Origin of the sequence: Thalassospira xianhensis MCCC 1A02616, assembly GCF_003326475.1 — a bacterium.
GTDB lineage: Bacteria > Pseudomonadota > Alphaproteobacteria > Rhodospirillales > Thalassospiraceae > Thalassospira > Thalassospira xianhensis.
This window is the reverse complement of record NZ_JPWA01000017.1, coordinates 1-14,511: the sequence shown is the minus strand read 5'-3', so window position 1 is coordinate 14,511 and position 14,511 is coordinate 1. Positions and strand designations below refer to the sequence as shown.

The 14,511-nt window shown below is 57.5% G+C and carries 16 protein-coding genes; 8 read left to right on the top strand and 8 right to left on the bottom strand.

The window, feature by feature from the left end; all coding sequences use genetic code 11:
* Nucleotides 1-61: 61 nt before the first annotated feature.
* The 4 genes from TH5_RS14490 to fsa all read right to left on the bottom strand — a co-directional run bounded on the left by TH5_RS14490 (nucleotide 62) and on the right by fsa (nucleotide 2,837).
* Nucleotides 62-355, bottom strand: a complete 294-nt coding sequence (locus TH5_RS14490; protein ID WP_114122419.1) for a YrhK family protein — start codon at nucleotides 353-355, stop codon at nucleotides 62-64.
* Nucleotides 356-435: 80 nt separating this feature from the next.
* Entirely contained in the window at nucleotides 436-1,398 is a 963-nt protein-coding gene (locus tag TH5_RS14485) for a tyrosine recombinase XerC (RefSeq protein ID WP_114122418.1), read from the bottom strand.
* Nucleotides 1,377-2,066, bottom strand: coding sequence for a DUF484 family protein (locus TH5_RS14480; RefSeq protein ID WP_114122417.1), 690 nt, complete (start codon nucleotides 2,064-2,066; stop codon nucleotides 1,377-1,379). Before TH5_RS14480 ends, TH5_RS14485 begins: the two co-directional genes overlap by 22 nt.
* Nucleotides 2,067-2,180: 114 nt before the next feature.
* On the bottom strand, nucleotides 2,181-2,837 hold the full coding sequence (gene fsa, locus TH5_RS14475; protein WP_037990470.1) for a fructose-6-phosphate aldolase: 657 nt from the start codon (nucleotides 2,835-2,837) through the stop codon (nucleotides 2,181-2,183).
* A gap of 186 nt (nucleotides 2,838-3,023) precedes the next feature.
* Between fsa and TH5_RS14470 the strand changes: the two genes are divergently transcribed.
* Nucleotides 3,024-5,264, top strand: coding sequence for a primosomal protein N' (locus TH5_RS14470; protein ID WP_114122416.1), 2,241 nt, complete (start codon nucleotides 3,024-3,026; stop codon nucleotides 5,262-5,264).
* Nucleotides 5,265-5,266: 2 nt separating this feature from the next.
* Here TH5_RS14470 and TH5_RS14465 read toward each other — a convergent pair whose 3' ends face one another.
* Nucleotides 5,267-6,082 (bottom strand): substrate-binding periplasmic protein, encoded by an 816-nt coding sequence (locus TH5_RS14465; protein ID WP_244204925.1) that lies wholly within the window; start codon nucleotides 6,080-6,082, stop codon nucleotides 5,267-5,269.
* 96 nt (nucleotides 6,083-6,178) lie between these two features.
* On the opposite strand from TH5_RS14465, the gene TH5_RS14460 reads away from it, so the two are divergent.
* Both TH5_RS14460 and TH5_RS14455 read left to right on the top strand, forming a co-directional pair.
* Entirely contained in the window at nucleotides 6,179-6,499 is a 321-nt protein-coding gene (locus TH5_RS14460; protein WP_208638453.1) for a pyrophosphohydrolase domain-containing protein, read from the top strand.
* Between the two features lie 20 nt (nucleotides 6,500-6,519).
* Nucleotides 6,520-7,158: a glutathione S-transferase family protein gene (locus TH5_RS14455; RefSeq protein ID WP_114122414.1), complete on the top strand. Its 639-nt coding sequence runs from the start codon at nucleotides 6,520-6,522 to the stop codon at nucleotides 7,156-7,158.
* 42 nt (nucleotides 7,159-7,200) lie between these two features.
* Here the strand turns inward: TH5_RS14455 and TH5_RS14450 are convergent, their stop codons facing one another.
* Nucleotides 7,201-7,677 (bottom strand): hypothetical protein, encoded by a 477-nt coding sequence (locus TH5_RS14450; protein ID WP_114122413.1) that lies wholly within the window; start codon nucleotides 7,675-7,677, stop codon nucleotides 7,201-7,203.
* A 426-nt stretch (nucleotides 7,678-8,103) separates the two neighbouring features.
* On the opposite strand from TH5_RS14450, the gene TH5_RS14440 reads away from it, so the two are divergent.
* Genes TH5_RS14440 through atpC form a run of 5 tightly spaced genes read left to right on the top strand, consistent with a single transcriptional unit; the run spans nucleotide 8,104 to nucleotide 13,031 of the window.
* Nucleotides 8,104-8,661 (top strand): F0F1 ATP synthase subunit delta, encoded by a 558-nt coding sequence (locus TH5_RS14440; RefSeq protein WP_114122411.1) that lies wholly within the window; start codon nucleotides 8,104-8,106, stop codon nucleotides 8,659-8,661.
* Nucleotides 8,661-10,193: a F0F1 ATP synthase subunit alpha gene (gene atpA / locus TH5_RS14435; RefSeq protein WP_114111192.1), complete on the top strand. Its 1,533-nt coding sequence runs from the start codon at nucleotides 8,661-8,663 to the stop codon at nucleotides 10,191-10,193. Before TH5_RS14440 ends, atpA begins: the two co-directional genes overlap by 1 nt.
* A 30-nt stretch (nucleotides 10,194-10,223) precedes the next feature.
* A complete protein-coding gene (locus TH5_RS14430; protein WP_062953218.1) occupies nucleotides 10,224-11,114 on the top strand; it encodes a F0F1 ATP synthase subunit gamma in 891 nt (296 codons plus the stop codon).
* Between the two features lie 51 nt (nucleotides 11,115-11,165).
* A complete protein-coding gene (atpD, locus tag TH5_RS14425; protein ID WP_062953219.1) occupies nucleotides 11,166-12,584 on the top strand; it encodes a F0F1 ATP synthase subunit beta in 1,419 nt (472 codons plus the stop codon).
* Nucleotides 12,585-12,626: 42 nt separating this feature from the next.
* On the top strand, nucleotides 12,627-13,031 hold the full coding sequence (gene atpC, locus TH5_RS14420) for an ATP synthase F1 subunit epsilon (protein WP_062953220.1): 405 nt from the start codon (nucleotides 12,627-12,629) through the stop codon (nucleotides 13,029-13,031).
* A 283-nt stretch (nucleotides 13,032-13,314) separates the two neighbouring features.
* Here atpC and TH5_RS14415 read toward each other — a convergent pair whose 3' ends face one another.
* Both TH5_RS14415 and TH5_RS14410 read right to left on the bottom strand, forming a co-directional pair.
* Nucleotides 13,315-13,761, bottom strand: coding sequence for a response regulator (locus tag TH5_RS14415; protein WP_062953221.1), 447 nt, complete (start codon nucleotides 13,759-13,761; stop codon nucleotides 13,315-13,317).
* Nucleotides 13,762-14,108: 347 nt separating this feature from the next.
* A partial coding sequence (locus TH5_RS14410) for a tetratricopeptide repeat protein (RefSeq protein ID WP_147250109.1) occupies nucleotides 14,109-14,511 on the bottom strand: 403 nt, incomplete at its 5' end.

Sequence of the window (14,511 nt, the reverse complement as noted above, 5' to 3'; positions counted from 1 at the left end):
AAATGCCGTTTCGAAGAACCCCAAATTTCGCGATTCTGGAAATCCTGCCGGGAAAGGGGCATCAGCCCCGGCGGTAATCAGGGGAATTGCCGGGCTCCATGACGTCTTCGCCCAGTCGGGCAAGGTGCAGTTCACGGGCAAGCCGGATGGAAGGCCGCAGGGCAAAACATACCGACCCGATGATGAAAAGCCAGGTTCCGGCCTTCATCAGGTCATCATAGAGGAACATGATGCTGCCGATGGTAAACAGCACGGCGGCCAGCCAATCGACCGAGGTATAGGCGATTTCATAGGCGCTATAGACCTGGCGGTGGCGTGAAGATGCGTCAAAGCGGCGGCTTCGGAAAAGCTTCATGGCGGACTCCCGTTTATGTTGGGTTGCTTTGTCCGTAACGCATGAAGGCGGTAAACGTTCTTGAAGGATGTGGTGGCAGATCAACGCCGTGCGCGGGGATGGGTCCCCTGATAGACGGCCATCAGGCGTTCGGTATCGACCGAGGTATAGCGTTGGGTCGTCGAAAGCGAGGCGTGGCCCAGCAAATCCTGAATGGTGCGCAGATCACCGCCACCGGCCAGAAGGTGGGTGGCAAAGGAATGGCGCATGGCGTGCGGGGTGGCGGTATCGGGCAGGTTCAGAAGGCCACGGATTTTGCGCATTTCGCGTTGGGCGACCTGTGCGACCAGCCGACCGCCACGTGCACCGACAAAGAGCGGCTCATTGCCGTTCGGGGCATAGGGGCAGGTGCGGACATAATCCTCGATCGCGTCGCGCACGATCGGCAGAACCGGGACAAGACGCTGTTTGTTGCCCTTGCCGGTGATGACCATCGAATCGCCCGTCGGGCGTTGATTGGCGTTAAGGTCCAGTGCCTCGGATATGCGCAACCCGCAGCCATAAAGCAGGGTGAACAGGGCAAGGTTGCGTTTGGCAAGCCAGGGTTCATCCTGCCACGCGCCGGCATTATCAAGGACGGCGATGGCATCCTGCGGGCTAAGCGGTTTGGGGACCGATTGCGGCAGTTTCGGATTGCGGATCGAATTGACCGCAGCATTTTGCCCGCGCCCGGTGCGATCCAGGAAGCGATAGAAATTGCGCAGTGATGATAGCGCGCGCGCGGTGGAGCTTTTGGCCATGCCATCCATGCTGCGCCGTGCCAGCCAGCTTCGGAAGTCGCGCGGGTTAAGCGCCAGAAGATCGGCAATATCGGGTGTATCGCCGCGATGTTCCCGGACAAAACCAAGGAAAGCATACAGATCGGCGAGATAATTTTCGGTGGTGTGGTCCGATGCGCGCCGTTCGGCGGAAAGCCATTGCCGCCAGTCGGCAATGGCATCGCGCACGTCATCAGGCAGGGTCAGGGCCAGCAGGCCCTTGTTCATTGCGGTGCTGTCAGCCATCGGCGGGCACCAAATTCGATCACGGAGGCCAGGAACATGATCAGGTCATGGGCCTGTGCCGGGCTGAAATAATCGGGTTCGGCAACACCGAATGCGACAAGCCCGACCGGATCGCCATAAAACGGTGCGACGCGGACGATGGCAGCAGATCGGATGTTATCGGCCTGCGGGCCAAAAATCGCCTCGTCCCCGGCATTGTCGGGCAGAAGCCAGACGTCGTTTTCCTCGCCCAGGACCTGATCAACTGCGCCGGCGGTCAGGCGACGGACACGTCCGCCGCAACGCGGCACCGGGGCATCTTCGCTTTCTTCAAAGCACAATGCGATGGCATCAAGGTCAAGCAGTTCGGGCACAAGGTCCTGAAGGGCTTCGACGAAGACCTCGAAGCCGCGGGCATTGAGAAGGGCCAGAACCGCGCGATGGATGCGGCTTTGGGTTTCGAGGTTGGATTTGGAAATATTGATCAGCTCGCTGGTGGCGCCGCGCAGCTTTTCGCGTTCATCGCGCAGGCGGGCGACGACATATTGCTGCATGTCGGCAACCCCGGAACCCAGTTCGCGCACCGGCATGTCCAGACTATCGAGAAGGTCTGGCCGATTGGCAAAAAAGTCGGGATGTTCGGCGAGGTAGGCCGCGACGTCGTCGGCGCGCAATGCTGTCTTTTCCATCTGATCCGGTAATTTGCAGTGAAATGAAAAACCCGGCAGCCACAATGCGGGCTGCCGGGTTAAATGCGTGTTAAGGACCGGTGATAAAACCGATCAAAAGCCGGGTTTTCGACCTTAGAGGATCGACTGACCGGTTTTCGCCCAATCGGCGACGAAGGTTTCAAGACCCTTGTCGGTCAGCGGGTGTTTGAAGAGCTGACCAAGAACCTGCGGCGGGATGGTGACGACGTCGGCACCGAGACGGGCCGAATCGACAACATGCTGCGGGCCGCGTGCGGACGCGACAAGGATTTCGGTCTGCCAGTTCGGATAGTTGTTATAAACTTCGGCGATGTCGGCAATAAGCTGCATGCCATCGGACGAGATATCGTCAAGGCGGCCAACGAACGGCGACACATAGGTCGCACCGGCTTTGGCGGCCAGAATGGCCTGACCGACCGAGAAGCAAAGGGTGACGTTGGTCTGGATGCCTTCATCGGTGAAGGTGCGGCAGGCTTTGAGCCCATCCGGGGTCAGCGGCAGTTTGACGACGACATTGTCGGCGATTTTCGCAAGTTTGCGGCCTTCGGCAACCATGGTTTCATAGTCGGTCGCAGCAACTTCGGCGCTGACCGGGCCGTCAACCACGTCACAGATTTCCTTGATCAGATCAAGGAACGAACGGCCGGTTTTGGCAACCAGCGACGGATTGGTGGTCACGCCATCAACGAGGCCGGATTTGGCGATTTCGCGGATTGCGTCGATGTCGGCGGTGTCGATGAAAAACTTCATTGGATTTCCTGCTCAGGAGCTTTTGAAGATCGTTGTTCGATGATGCGGTTAGCTGATAGGGTCCGGTTCCATTCAAATGACGGTACCAGACGCCCTGTGCTGTGGGACCGTTTTCTTTTGTGCCACAAGCCGGTTATGCATAATCATGCGACCAACCCAGAGGCATCCTGACGGGGTTTATAATATATGAGCGCCGCAAAGGCCATATCGGGAAATCTGTTTGATGATGATCCAGCCTTTCAGGTAACTGGTGAAACGATCTCTGTTCTGCCGCCACTGCCCTTGGCGGGCCCGTATGATTATCTTGTCCCCGAGGGTCTGAACGTTCAGCCGGGGGATTTCGTTGAAATTCCACTGGGCCGTCAGACCCAGCGCGGCGTCGTCTGGGGTAAGGCCAGGGGCGACGTCGATCCGGCCAAGCTGCGCGAAATTTATGGCGTTTTGCAGGCACCGCCAATGGCCGATGTGACGCGAAAATTCGTCGATTGGGTGTCGGCCTATACCATGGCGCCGCAGGGGGCGGTGTTACGCATGGCGATGAGTGTTGCCGACGCGCTTGAGCCGCCCAAGCCGATTTTCAGATTTACCCTTGCCGATCCGGCAGATGGCGATGGCGAAAGCAGCCTTCGCATGACACCGCCGCGCAAGCGGGTGATGGCGTTTTTGCGCGACCATCCGCCGATGGAACAGGCCGATATCATGCGCGAAACCGGTGCCGGGGCGAGCGTGATCAAGGGGCTGGTCGAGGCAGGCGTGGTGCGGCGATTGATGGTCACACCGCCATCGCCGTTTGAGGCCCCCGACCTTGAAATCGCGCGTCCGCATTTGTCCGAGGCGCAGGAACGTGCGGCCGATATGCTGTGTGCCAAGGTGGCGGAAGATGGTTTCTCGGTCACGTTGCTTGATGGTGTGACCGGGTCGGGCAAGACCGAGGTATATTTCGAGGCGATCCGCACCGCATTGGAAAGTGGTAAGCAGGTGGTGGTCCTGTTGCCGGAAATCGCGCTTTCGGCGCAATGGTTGCAGCGGTTCCGCGACCGATTCGGCGTTGAGCCGGCCCTTTGGCATTCCGAAGTCGGGCAGGCGCGGCGGCGTGACACATGGCGGGCGGTGGCCGATGGATCGGCAAAGCTTGTGGTGGGGGCACGGTCCGCGCTGTTTCTGCCCTATGCCAATCTGGGCCTGATCGTGGTCGATGAAGAACATGAACATGCGTTCAAGCAGGAAGACGGCGTGATTTATCATGCGCGCGATATGGCGGTGGCGCGGGCGCATCTGGGGGGGATTCCGGCCATTCTGGCGTCCGCTACCCCGTCGCTGGAGACGTTGGCGAATGTGGAAGCCGGACGGTATGAGCGGGTCGAGCTTTCGGAGCGGCACGGCATGGCGGTTCTGCCAAGTGTCGAGATCGTCGATATTCGGCAGGACAAACCGGAACGGCAACGCTGGATCACGCCGACCTTGAAAAAGCGGCTGGCGGAGACATTTGCCGCCGGGGAACAGGCGATGCTGTTCCTGAACCGGCGTGGTTATGCGCCGTTGACCCTTTGCCGGGCCTGCGGGCACCGGTTCCAGTGCCCGAATTGTACGGCGTGGCTGGTCGAACATCGGGCATGGGGAAAATTGCAATGTCATCATTGCGGTTATCAGGCCAAGGCCCCCGATAGCTGCCCGGCCTGCGGGGCGGAGGAAAAGCTTGCGGCATGCGGGCCGGGGGTGGAGCGGCTTTATGAAGAAGCGGTCGAGACATTCCCGCAAATCCGTATTGAGGTCGCGACATCGGACAATATCGCCGGGCCGAAGGCCGCGGCCGAACTGGTCAACCGGGTGCATAATCACGAAGTTGATTTGCTGATTGGCACGCAGATCTTGGCCAAGGGCTATCATTTTCCGATGCTGACACTGGTGGGGGTTGTTGATGCGGATCTTGGCCTTGCAGGCGGGGATTTGCGTGCGGCTGAGCGTAGTTATCAGTTGATGACCCAGGTGGCCGGGCGTGCCGGGCGTGGTGACCGGCCAGGCATGGTGTTGCTGCAAACCGCCGACCCGTCCAACCGGGTGATCAAGGCGATTGCCGCGGGCGACCGCGATGCGTTTAACGAGGTTGAACTGTCGCAGCGCATGACGCATGGCATGCCGCCGCATGGAAGGCTTGCCGCCCTGATCATTTCGGGGAAAAAGGAAAACGAGGTCGATGAAGCTGCATGGCGGATTGGCAGGGCAGCCCCACGGGGGGATGGCATTGTCGTGCTGGGACCGGCCCCGGCCCCGTTATCGTTGCTGCGCGGGCGGTATCGCAGGCGTTTCCTGATCCGCACGGACAAACAGGTCCGATTGCAGGCGATGATCCATGACTGGCTATCAAAAGTGAAAACACCGGGCAGTGTCCGGGTGCAGATCGATATCGATCCTTACAGCTTCATGTAGGATCAGTTCTGATATTGGGACTGCCACCAGTCCAGGCCGTCCGGGCCGAGGTAATCCTGAAAGATGGTGGCGAGGCGGCCGTCATCGCGCATGGTGCGGATGATCTGGTCATAGCGTTTGAGAAAACCGTCCTTGTCCGGATAGTCGGAGGCGGTTGTGAAGACGTTATAATAAGGCGCGCGGCGAAGCGGCGGATAGATGAAGGCGATTTTTTCGCGCTGTCCGCTGCGCAGGGTTTCGTAAAGCGTGCTGAGGTAATTGACCGGCACGACGTCAAAGCGGTTCTGAAGCAGCATCGGGATCAGAAGATCGTTCTTGGCGACGACTTCGATATCAAGCCCGGATTGCCAGAAGGTATCGGTATAGGAATATTCCGCCGCCGCACCGACGCGATGGCGGGCGAGATCGGAAAAATCATTAAAGGTGATCCGGTCGCGGTCCTCGGCCCGGACGGCAAAGCGCCAATCGAGCAGAAGATGGGCTTCTTGGGGATATTGCAGATACTGGCTGCGTTCGCTGTTTTGCGACAGGGTCAGGACGATGTCGCTGCTGCCGGTCTGGGCATTATGCAAAAGGCGGCGGCCATTATCGACAAGCTGAAAGCGGTAATCGGTGATGCCCATGTCGTTCAGGACTTCGGTCATGATGTCGATATCAATCCCGCGGGGGTCGCCATCGACCATCCATTTCAGCGGGGCTTCGGACAGGCCTTCGATGATCAGGGTGCGGGCGGAGACTGCGGTTGAAAAGGCCGCGATCAGCATGGCCGCAATCAGGGCGCATATGCCCGGCAGATGATATCGGAATGATCCTGCCATCAGCACCAAGTCCCGGCATCGCGGCATATATTGTCTCCCGTCGTGAATGCGGGTTATGGATATCGGTAACTTTTAAAATCCCATGGATAAGATTTGATGACGAATGTTAAAAATTCAACAAACATGACCGAAAGCCAGCAAAGCATTTGTGAGTGGGCCGAGGGCATTTTGGGCCCGGTGACTGATCCCCGCGCGCTTGTCACGCGGGCGATGACGGAAATGAAAGAGCTTGATGAGGCGGTTTCTGACCGCGATCTTTCGGAAATCGGTCGCGAGGCGGCAGATGTGATGATTTTGCTGTATCGGCTGGTGGATCAGTTCGGGCTCGACCTTGATCGCGAAGTACAGGCGAAAATGGCGATCAACCGGGCGCGCAAATGGTCGGCCAAGGGCGATGGCACCGGATCGCATATCTAGAGATATCTGGGGATCATAACGTGAGCTATAAGCTGTTTTATGCGCCGGGGGCCGCCAGCATGGCGGTGCACTGGATGCTGATCGAGCTTGATGTGCCGTTTGAGACGGTGCTGGTTGATATCGATAGCAGCGCGCCGCGCGATCCGGAATATCTGCGGCTCAATCCGACGGGGCGGGTGCCGACACTGGTGATTGATGGTGTGGCATATGGCGAATCAGTCGCCCAGATCATGATGCTGGCGGAACGCCATCCGGGGTCGGGGCTTCTGCCTGATGCGGGAAGTCCGGGGCGGGATGAATGGCTGCAATTAACGATATATATTGCCAATACACTGATGCCGGCGATGCGTGACTGGCTTTATGCCGCCAAGGATGGTGATCCCGACGGGGCGCATGCGGTCAAGGCGTTGGCGGAGAGGCGAATCCGGTCCGTGTGGGATGATTTCGAAAAGCGCCTTTCGGGTGATGGCGATTACCTTTTGGGGGATCGCTTCGGGACGGTTGATATGCTGGCCGTGATGCTGATGAGGTGGTCACGCCATATGGAATGTGCCGCGACCGGGCGGCCGGTTTTGCGGCGCTATATTGATCGGGTCATGACGCGCCCGTCCTATATCGAGCTTAATATCCGCGAAGGATTGTCCGGCTGGCCGCTGTGACGGGCCAGCCAGACCGGTGATCGGGGGGGCTGCCAGCCAATATCAGTTGGCGCTATAGACCTTGCTGGACTTGCTAGTGAGCCAGGCCGGGATTGATTGCTTGTTCGGGCCGACGGTGGCGCTGCTGAAATTGTCGGCTTCGAGATAGACGTGGGTGGGGTTGATGCCCTCCGGGCTCATCCAGCTATCGGATGGCACATCTTCGGCCGGGGTTTCGGACAGCGGGGCGGTGACCGCGTCGCAGGCGATCTTATAGACCGTGGTTTTACCGCCAAAGACATTGCGGCGGGTATCGGCCATGGCCCTGTAATCGGCCGATGTCAGATCAAGGAAAACGGAAATGGCGGTGCCGGGTTCATCCTGATCGTCGTAATAGGCGCGCGAGGCGGATGGCACGAAGGGGCTTGCAGTGCCGGTTTCGACGAAACGGAAATAGCCGCTGCTGCAGGCAAAGGCGTTGATCGGTGCCAGCAGGGTGGCGCCAGCGACCAGCAGGCTGATCATTCGGGGCAGTTTCATTGAAATCTCCTGAGCGATGACATGAAGGCTCGTGATCGACGTCTGAAGGGCCCGAATGTGATGTCGATTACACTTTTTGACGGCAAAAGAAGGTTATCGACCCGCGGTTGCACGGCAGCACTTGAAGAAAAAATCGGGGATTCGTCCGTTAAAGTCGATTTCACCAAAGCGAAATCCGCGGACAGCGCGAGAGACGCTATTATAAAATAGTTGTAAAAAGCCTCGAAAAGTAAGCGATCCGGCCCGGTTTTGCCCCAACTTTAGGCAAGAATGAAAAAGACCGCCCAAATGGCGTTGCGCGGGGGTTGCCCCTGTCATGGACATGTGATACCAAACGCTCGCTTCTCGGCGGGAACACCTTCCGAGAGACCATTTTTTTATACGTATCCGAGTCGTTCTCATAACCAGAATTGAGGGCTTTCACCGGTGTCCCAAAATACTGCCGCGACCGGGCTTCAAGGGCGTTACGCCACAGCATTATTCGAATTGGCCCAGTCGGCCAATGCGCTTGATGCTGTCAAAAGCGATCTTGAATTGCTCGACCAGGCCATCGTCGAAAGCGATGACCTGCGGAATGTGCTCCGTAGTCCCGTGATTTCCCGGGATGTGCAGGCCAAGGCAATGGCGGCCCTTCTGGACAAGCTTGGCGTTTCCGAGTTGACCAAGAAGACCGTCGGCGTTCTGTGTCAGAAGCGCCGCCTGTTCGTTCTGCCGGATGTTATCAGTTCCTACCTTTCCATGCTCTCAGCTTTCAAAGGCGAAGTGACCGCACAGGTGACCTCGGCTTCCGAGCTGAAAAAAGAGCAAATCGAAGCCGTTACCGGCGCTCTTAAAGAAGTTGTTGGCGCCACTGTCAAAGTGGACCTGAATGTCGATCCGGCGGTTCTTGGCGGCCTTGTCGTCAAGGTCGGTTCCCGGGTTTTTGATGCCTCGCTTCGTACCAAATTGCAGAAGCTCGAGCTCGCTATGAAAGGGGTTGCGTGATGGAAATCCGCGCCGCGGAAATCTCCGCTATTCTTAAGGATCAGATCGCCAATTTTGGCGCTGAAGCCGAAGTTGCCGAAGTCGGTCAGGTTCTTTCTGTCGGTGACGGTATCGCCCGTGTTCATGGTCTTGACAATGTTCAGGCCGGTGAACTGGTCGACTTCCCGGGTGGCATCAAGGGCATGGCCCTGAACCTTGAGGAAGACAACGTCGGTATCGTTATTTTCGGTTCTGACCGTAACATCAAGGAAGGCGACCAGGTCAAGCGTACCGGTGCCATCGTTGACGTGCCGGTTGGCAAGGAACTGCTGGGCCGCGTTGTTGACGCGCTTGGCAACCCGATCGACGGTAAAGGTGATCTGGGTGCAAAAGAACGTCGCCTTGCCGACGTCAAGGCACCGGGCATCATCCCGCGTAAATCGGTTCACGAGCCGGTACAGACCGGTATCAAGTCGATTGACTCGCTGATCCCGATTGGCCGTGGCCAGCGCGAGCTGATCATTGGTGACCGTCAGACCGGTAAAACCGCGATCATCATCGACACCATTCTGAACCAGAAGCCGGTGAACGATGCTGCGAAATCCGACAGCGACAAGATGTTCTGCATCTATGTTGCGGTTGGTCAGAAACGTTCGACCGTCGCACAGGTTGTGAAGGTTCTTGAGGAACGTGGCGCGATGGAAAACACCATCGTTGTTGCCGCGACCGCTTCGGACCCGGCACCGATGCAGTTCCTGGCACCGTTCGTTGCCTGCGCAATGGGTGAGTATTTCCGCGACAATGGCATGCATGCCACCATCTTCTATGATGATCTGTCGAAACAGGCTGTTGCCTATCGCCAGATGTCGCTGCTTCTTCGCCGCCCGCCGGGACGTGAAGCTTTCCCGGGCGACGTTTTCTATCTGCACTCCCGTCTGCTGGAACGTGCTGCGAAAATGAATGACGAAAACGGCGCTGGCTCGCTGACCGCACTTCCGGTTATCGAAACCCAGGGTAACGACGTTTCGGCGTTTATTCCGACCAACGTGATTTCGATCACCGACGGTCAGATTTTCCTTGAAACCGACCTGTTCTATAAGGGCGTTCGCCCGGCCGTGAACGTTGGTCTGTCGGTTTCGCGTGTGGGTTCGTCCGCTCAGATCAAGGCAATGAAACAGGTTGCCGGTTCGATCAAGCTGGAACTTGCCCAGTATCGTGAAATGGAAGCCTTCGCACAGTTCGCATCGGATCTTGATCCGGCGACCCAGAAACTGCTGGCACGTGGCGCACGTCTGACGGAACTGCTCAAGCAGCCGCAGTATTCGCCGCTGAAAGTGGAAGAGCAGGTTGTTGTGATCTATGCCGGTGTTAAGGGTTACCTTGACGGTGTGGCAGTCGGCAAAATTCGTGCTTTCGAAGAACAGTTCCTGAGCGACATCCGTTCGTCGGGTGCCGACATTCTTGATGCGATCCGCACCGAGAAGGTTCTTTCGGAAGCCACCGAAACGAAGCTCAAAGCGTTCCTCGACAAGTTCGCGAAAACCTTCGCGTAAGTCTGAACTTTAGGCGAAGGAGGAAACGCAATGGCAAGTTTGAAGGATCTGCGCTCGCGCATTGCCAGCGTCAAGTCGACGAAGAAAATTACTTCGGCGATGAAGATGGTGGCAGCCTCCAAGCTCCGCCGTTCGCAGGATGCAGCGGAAGCAGCCCGTCCCTATGCGGATCGCATGGGGACGATGCTGGGCCGGCTTGCAGCCGCGGTTGGTGGATCACAGGGGGCACCGAAGCTTCTGGCAGGTACCGGCAAGGATGATGTGCATCTGCTCGTCGTCTTTACCGCGGACCGTGGCCTTTGCGGCGGTTTCAACGCATCGATCATCAAAGCGACCCGTATCAAGATCCGCGCTCTTCGGGCGGCGGGCAAAACGGTGAAGCTGATCTGTGTTGGCCGCAAGGGTGCCGATGCGCTCAAGCGTGAATTTGGTGACGCGATTGTCGCCCGGTATACCGGCGTCGAAGGCAAGAAGGGGATTGATTTCTCTGCTGCTACAGACGTTGCCGATAAAATTCTGGCGCTGTATGACGAAGGCGAATTTGACGTCTGCTCGATCTTCTATAACAAGTTCGTGTCAGCAATTTCGCAGGTCGTCACCGAACAGCAGCTGGTGCCGTTCGCGGTGCCGGAAGCCGACGGGCAGGAAGAAGCTACCGGTTCTTCTGCGGTTTATGAATATGAGCCGTCTGAAGAAGCCATTCTGGCTGATCTGCTGCCGCGTAACGTCGGGGTCCAGATTTTCGGTGCGATGCTGGAAAGCAGTGCATCCGAACACGGTGCGCGTATGTCCGCGATGGATAACGCAACCCGCAATGCCGGCGATATGATCGACCGACTGAGCATTCAGTACAACCGCTCACGTCAGGCCCAGATCACCAACGAACTGATTGAAATCATTTCCGGCGCCGAGGCTTTGTAAGCGGGTCGCAGGAACTAACGGATAGTTTTGTCCGAGCAGGAGACAATACCTATGGCGAACAAGAAGGCGGGGAAAATTTCCCAGGTTATGGGCGCCGTCGTCGACGTTAAATTCGACGGCGATCTGCCTCCCATTCTGAACGCGCTGCATGTTGACAACAACGGCCAGCGTCTGGTTCTCGAAGTTGCACAGCACCTTGGTGAGAATGCCGTCCGTACCATCGCGATGGACACCACCGAAGGTCTGCGTCGCGGTCAGGAAGTCATCGATACCGGTGACGCGATCTCGGTTCCGGTTGGTCCGGAAACCCTTGGTCGTATCCTGAACGTCATCGGCGAGCCGGTTGACGAACGTGGTCCGGTCAACGCGAAAATGACCTCCCCGATCCACCGTGAAGCTCCGTCCTTCACCGATCAGGCAACCGACACCGAAATCCTGGTTACCGGCATCAAGGTCATCGACCTGATCGCGCCGTACACCAAGGGTGGTAAAATCGGTCTGTTCGGCGGTGCGGGCGTGGGTAAAACCGTTCTCATCATGGAACTGATCAACAACGTGGCAAAAGGCCACGGTGGTTATTCGGTTTTCGCAGGTGTTGGTGAACGTACCCGTGAAGGTAACGACCTCTATCACGAGATGATGGAATCGGGCGTTATCAATCCGGAAGGTGCATCCAAAGCCGCACTGGTTTATGGCCAGATGAACGAACCCCCGGGAGCCCGTGCACGTGTTGCTCTGACCGGTCTGACGATTGCGGAATATTTCCGTGATGAAGAAGGCCAGGACGTTCTGTTCTTCGTCGATAACATCTTCCGCTTTACCCAGGCTGGTTCGGAAGTGTCGGCACTTCTCGGTCGTATCCCGTCTGCTGTGGGTTATCAGCCCACACTGGCAACCGACATGGGTGCGCTTCAGGAACGTATTACCTCGACCAAAAAAGGTTCCATTACCTCGGTCCAGGCCATTTACGTCCCTGCCGATGACTTGACCGACCCGGCGCCGGCAACCTCGTTTGCCCACCTTGACGCGACCACGACGCTCAACCGTCAGATTGCCGAGCTTGGCATCTATCCGGCTGTTGACCCGCTCGACAGTACCTCGCGTGCGCTTGATCCGGGCGTTATCGGCAAGGAACACTACGAGACTGCCCGTGAAGTGCAGCGTGTTCTTCAGACCTACAAGGGTCTTCAGGACATCATCGCAATTCTCGGCATGGACGAGCTTTCGGAAGAAGACAAACTGGTCGTGGCCCGTGCCCGTAAGATCCAGCGTTTCCTTTCGCAGCCGTTCCACGTTGCAGAAGTCTTTACCGGTACTCCGGGCGTGTTCGTTCAGCTCGAAGACACCATCAAGGCGTTCAAGGCCATCTGCGCTGGTGAATATGACCATATGCCCGAACAGGCATTCTACATGGTCGGCACCATCGAAGAAGCCATCGAGAAAGCCAAGAAGATGGCCGAAGCTGCCTAAGGCAGCTTCGGACCCCCTTCCCATACGGGAGAGAGGACTGTCATGACTGATACGACTGTACTGGAACTTGTTTCGCCGTCTGCCCTGCTCAAATCCGAGCCGGTCGAGATGGTCGTTGTTCCGGGCACGGACGGGAATTTTGGCGTGCTGCCGAAGCATGCGCCGATGATCTCGACCATTCGTCCGGGTGTCATCGACATCTATGCAGGTGGCAAGGTTTCCGAACGTATCTTCGTTGCCGGTGGCGTCGCCGAGGTTAACCCCGAGCGTTGCACCATTCTGGCCGAAGAAGCCGTTCCGGTTGCCGATATCAAGGCCGATGAAGCCCAGGCACGTCTTGAGACCGCAGAAGCGGATCTGAAGGCAGCAACCACAGCGCATGACAAGGCGAATGCCGAACGTGCGCTTGAAATTGCCCGTGCGCAGATTGCTGCACTGTCCAACTGATCATCGATCTTTGATCTTCGATTTTGAAAAGGGCCGCTGTTTCAAACAGCGGCCTTTTTTGTTGCCGACATGCCCGAAGGGATGATCGGGGCGGCGGACGCACATCATCCAGATATCGCGCAATGCGTCGGGGGACTGGCGCGGGATTGCTGGTTTTCAGGGCGTGGCCGGGGCCTTGGGGGTCGTGCACAGGAAGCAGAACGACAAAGTCTCAGATGTGATGTGAGGGGCGTACGGGGCGCACGTGTTGGGATCCGAGAGCGGTGGCGCCAGCGTGGCGCGGTCAGGGGGAAGGGGTCAGCGCGAGCCCCAGCCAGAATGATTCAATCATTTTCATCAGATCGATAAATTCCGTGACATCAACCGGCTTGCGCAGATAGCAATTGGCCCCGGCTGCATAGCACAGATCGACATCATGTTCGGCACCGGATGTGGTCAGAACGATCACCGGGATCGAGGCGGATGACGGGTCATTGCGGATTTCGCGCAGCATTTCCCGGCCATCCTTGCGCGGCATGTTGAGATCAAGCAGGATCAGGCGCGGTTTGGGCGCGTTGCGATAGGGACCGTCCTGTTGCAGGAACTGGCGCGCGGTCATCGCGTCCTTGACGTGATGCAACTGAACCGGATGGGTGAATTCGCGCAGGGCTTCCTGAACCAACCTGGCGTCGCCCGGATTGTCTTCTATCAGCAGCAAATTGCTTACGGTCCCGTTGGCACCCGCGATCATGCGATGTCCTTATTCTTTTGGGTGGGGGATTTTGCCATGCTCCCCTTTTGATGGATAAGAATTATAATCAATCTTTGTCACGAAATGAAGAAAAAGAGAGAATAATTTCAATATTATAGATGAAATTGTTGTTTTTCTGAACCTTGTTCATTTTTAGCCTGACGGCAATTTGGGCAAACAGAATGACAAATCAATAGGATGCAGGCGAAAGTTTTATCAAAAATACTATTCTTGCGTATGGTCTGCAAAGGGTTCGTTCCATCCGGATACAGAAAAACGCACCGCAGTTTTTCACGGTGCGTTCGACTCTGGCGGGAGATGGCGATCATAACCGAGAGGCGCGGTGCCTAGTTCCCGGGAATACCAAGTTCGTCCGCGAGACCGGCAAAGCGGGTCAGAAGGTCGGTATCGCCCGCAAATTCCTGTCGGGCGGTATCGTAGGCCTGCTTTGCCTGATCAGGTTGGCCGATCACCATATAGGCGCGCATCAGACGTGCCCAACCTTCGGGGTCTTCGGGATTTTCCGCCAGTTTATCGGCCAGTTGCGACACCATGCCAAGGATCATTTCCTGACGTTCTTCGGGGGTCATTTCGGCGGCGGCTTCCATATCCTCGCGGGATGGTCCGCCGGGGGCATTGGATGCCATGGGCGGGGTAACCGTGATCCGGCCGGTAATGTCGATACCCTGGGCGAGAGCGGCTTCTTCGATCCGGCCCAGCACCATTGGCAGCCAGCCCGCATCGGCCGGG

What these genes read in the sequence shown, in the direction of transcription:
- TH5_RS14490 (WP_114122419.1), bottom strand. Translation starts at nt 355, where the DNA reads ATGAAGCTTTTCCGAAGCCGCCGCTTTGACGCATCTTCACGCCACCGC.
- TH5_RS14485 (WP_114122418.1), bottom strand. Translation starts at nt 1,398, where the DNA reads ATGGCTGACAGCACCGCAATGAACAAGGGCCTGCTGGCCCTGACCCTG.
- TH5_RS14480 (WP_114122417.1), bottom strand. Translation starts at nt 2,066, where the DNA reads ATGGAAAAGACAGCATTGCGCGCCGACGACGTCGCGGCCTACCTCGCC.
- fsa (WP_037990470.1), bottom strand. Translation starts at nt 2,837, where the DNA reads ATGAAGTTTTTCATCGACACCGCCGACATCGACGCAATCCGCGAAATC.
- TH5_RS14470 (WP_114122416.1), top strand. Translation starts at nt 3,024, where the DNA reads ATGAGCGCCGCAAAGGCCATATCGGGAAATCTGTTTGATGATGATCCA.
- TH5_RS14465 (WP_244204925.1), bottom strand. Translation starts at nt 6,082, where the DNA reads ATGGCAGGATCATTCCGATATCATCTGCCGGGCATATGCGCCCTGATT.
- TH5_RS14460 (WP_208638453.1), top strand. Translation starts at nt 6,179, where the DNA reads ATGACGAATGTTAAAAATTCAACAAACATGACCGAAAGCCAGCAAAGC.
- TH5_RS14450 (WP_114122413.1), bottom strand. Translation starts at nt 7,677, where the DNA reads ATGAAACTGCCCCGAATGATCAGCCTGCTGGTCGCTGGCGCCACCCTG.
- atpA (WP_114111192.1), top strand. Translation starts at nt 8,661, where the DNA reads ATGGAAATCCGCGCCGCGGAAATCTCCGCTATTCTTAAGGATCAGATC.
- TH5_RS14430 (WP_062953218.1), top strand. Translation starts at nt 10,224, where the DNA reads ATGGCAAGTTTGAAGGATCTGCGCTCGCGCATTGCCAGCGTCAAGTCG.
- atpD (WP_062953219.1), top strand. Translation starts at nt 11,166, where the DNA reads ATGGCGAACAAGAAGGCGGGGAAAATTTCCCAGGTTATGGGCGCCGTC.
- atpC (WP_062953220.1), top strand. Translation starts at nt 12,627, where the DNA reads ATGACTGATACGACTGTACTGGAACTTGTTTCGCCGTCTGCCCTGCTC.
- TH5_RS14415 (WP_062953221.1), bottom strand. Translation starts at nt 13,761, where the DNA reads ATGATCGCGGGTGCCAACGGGACCGTAAGCAATTTGCTGCTGATAGAA.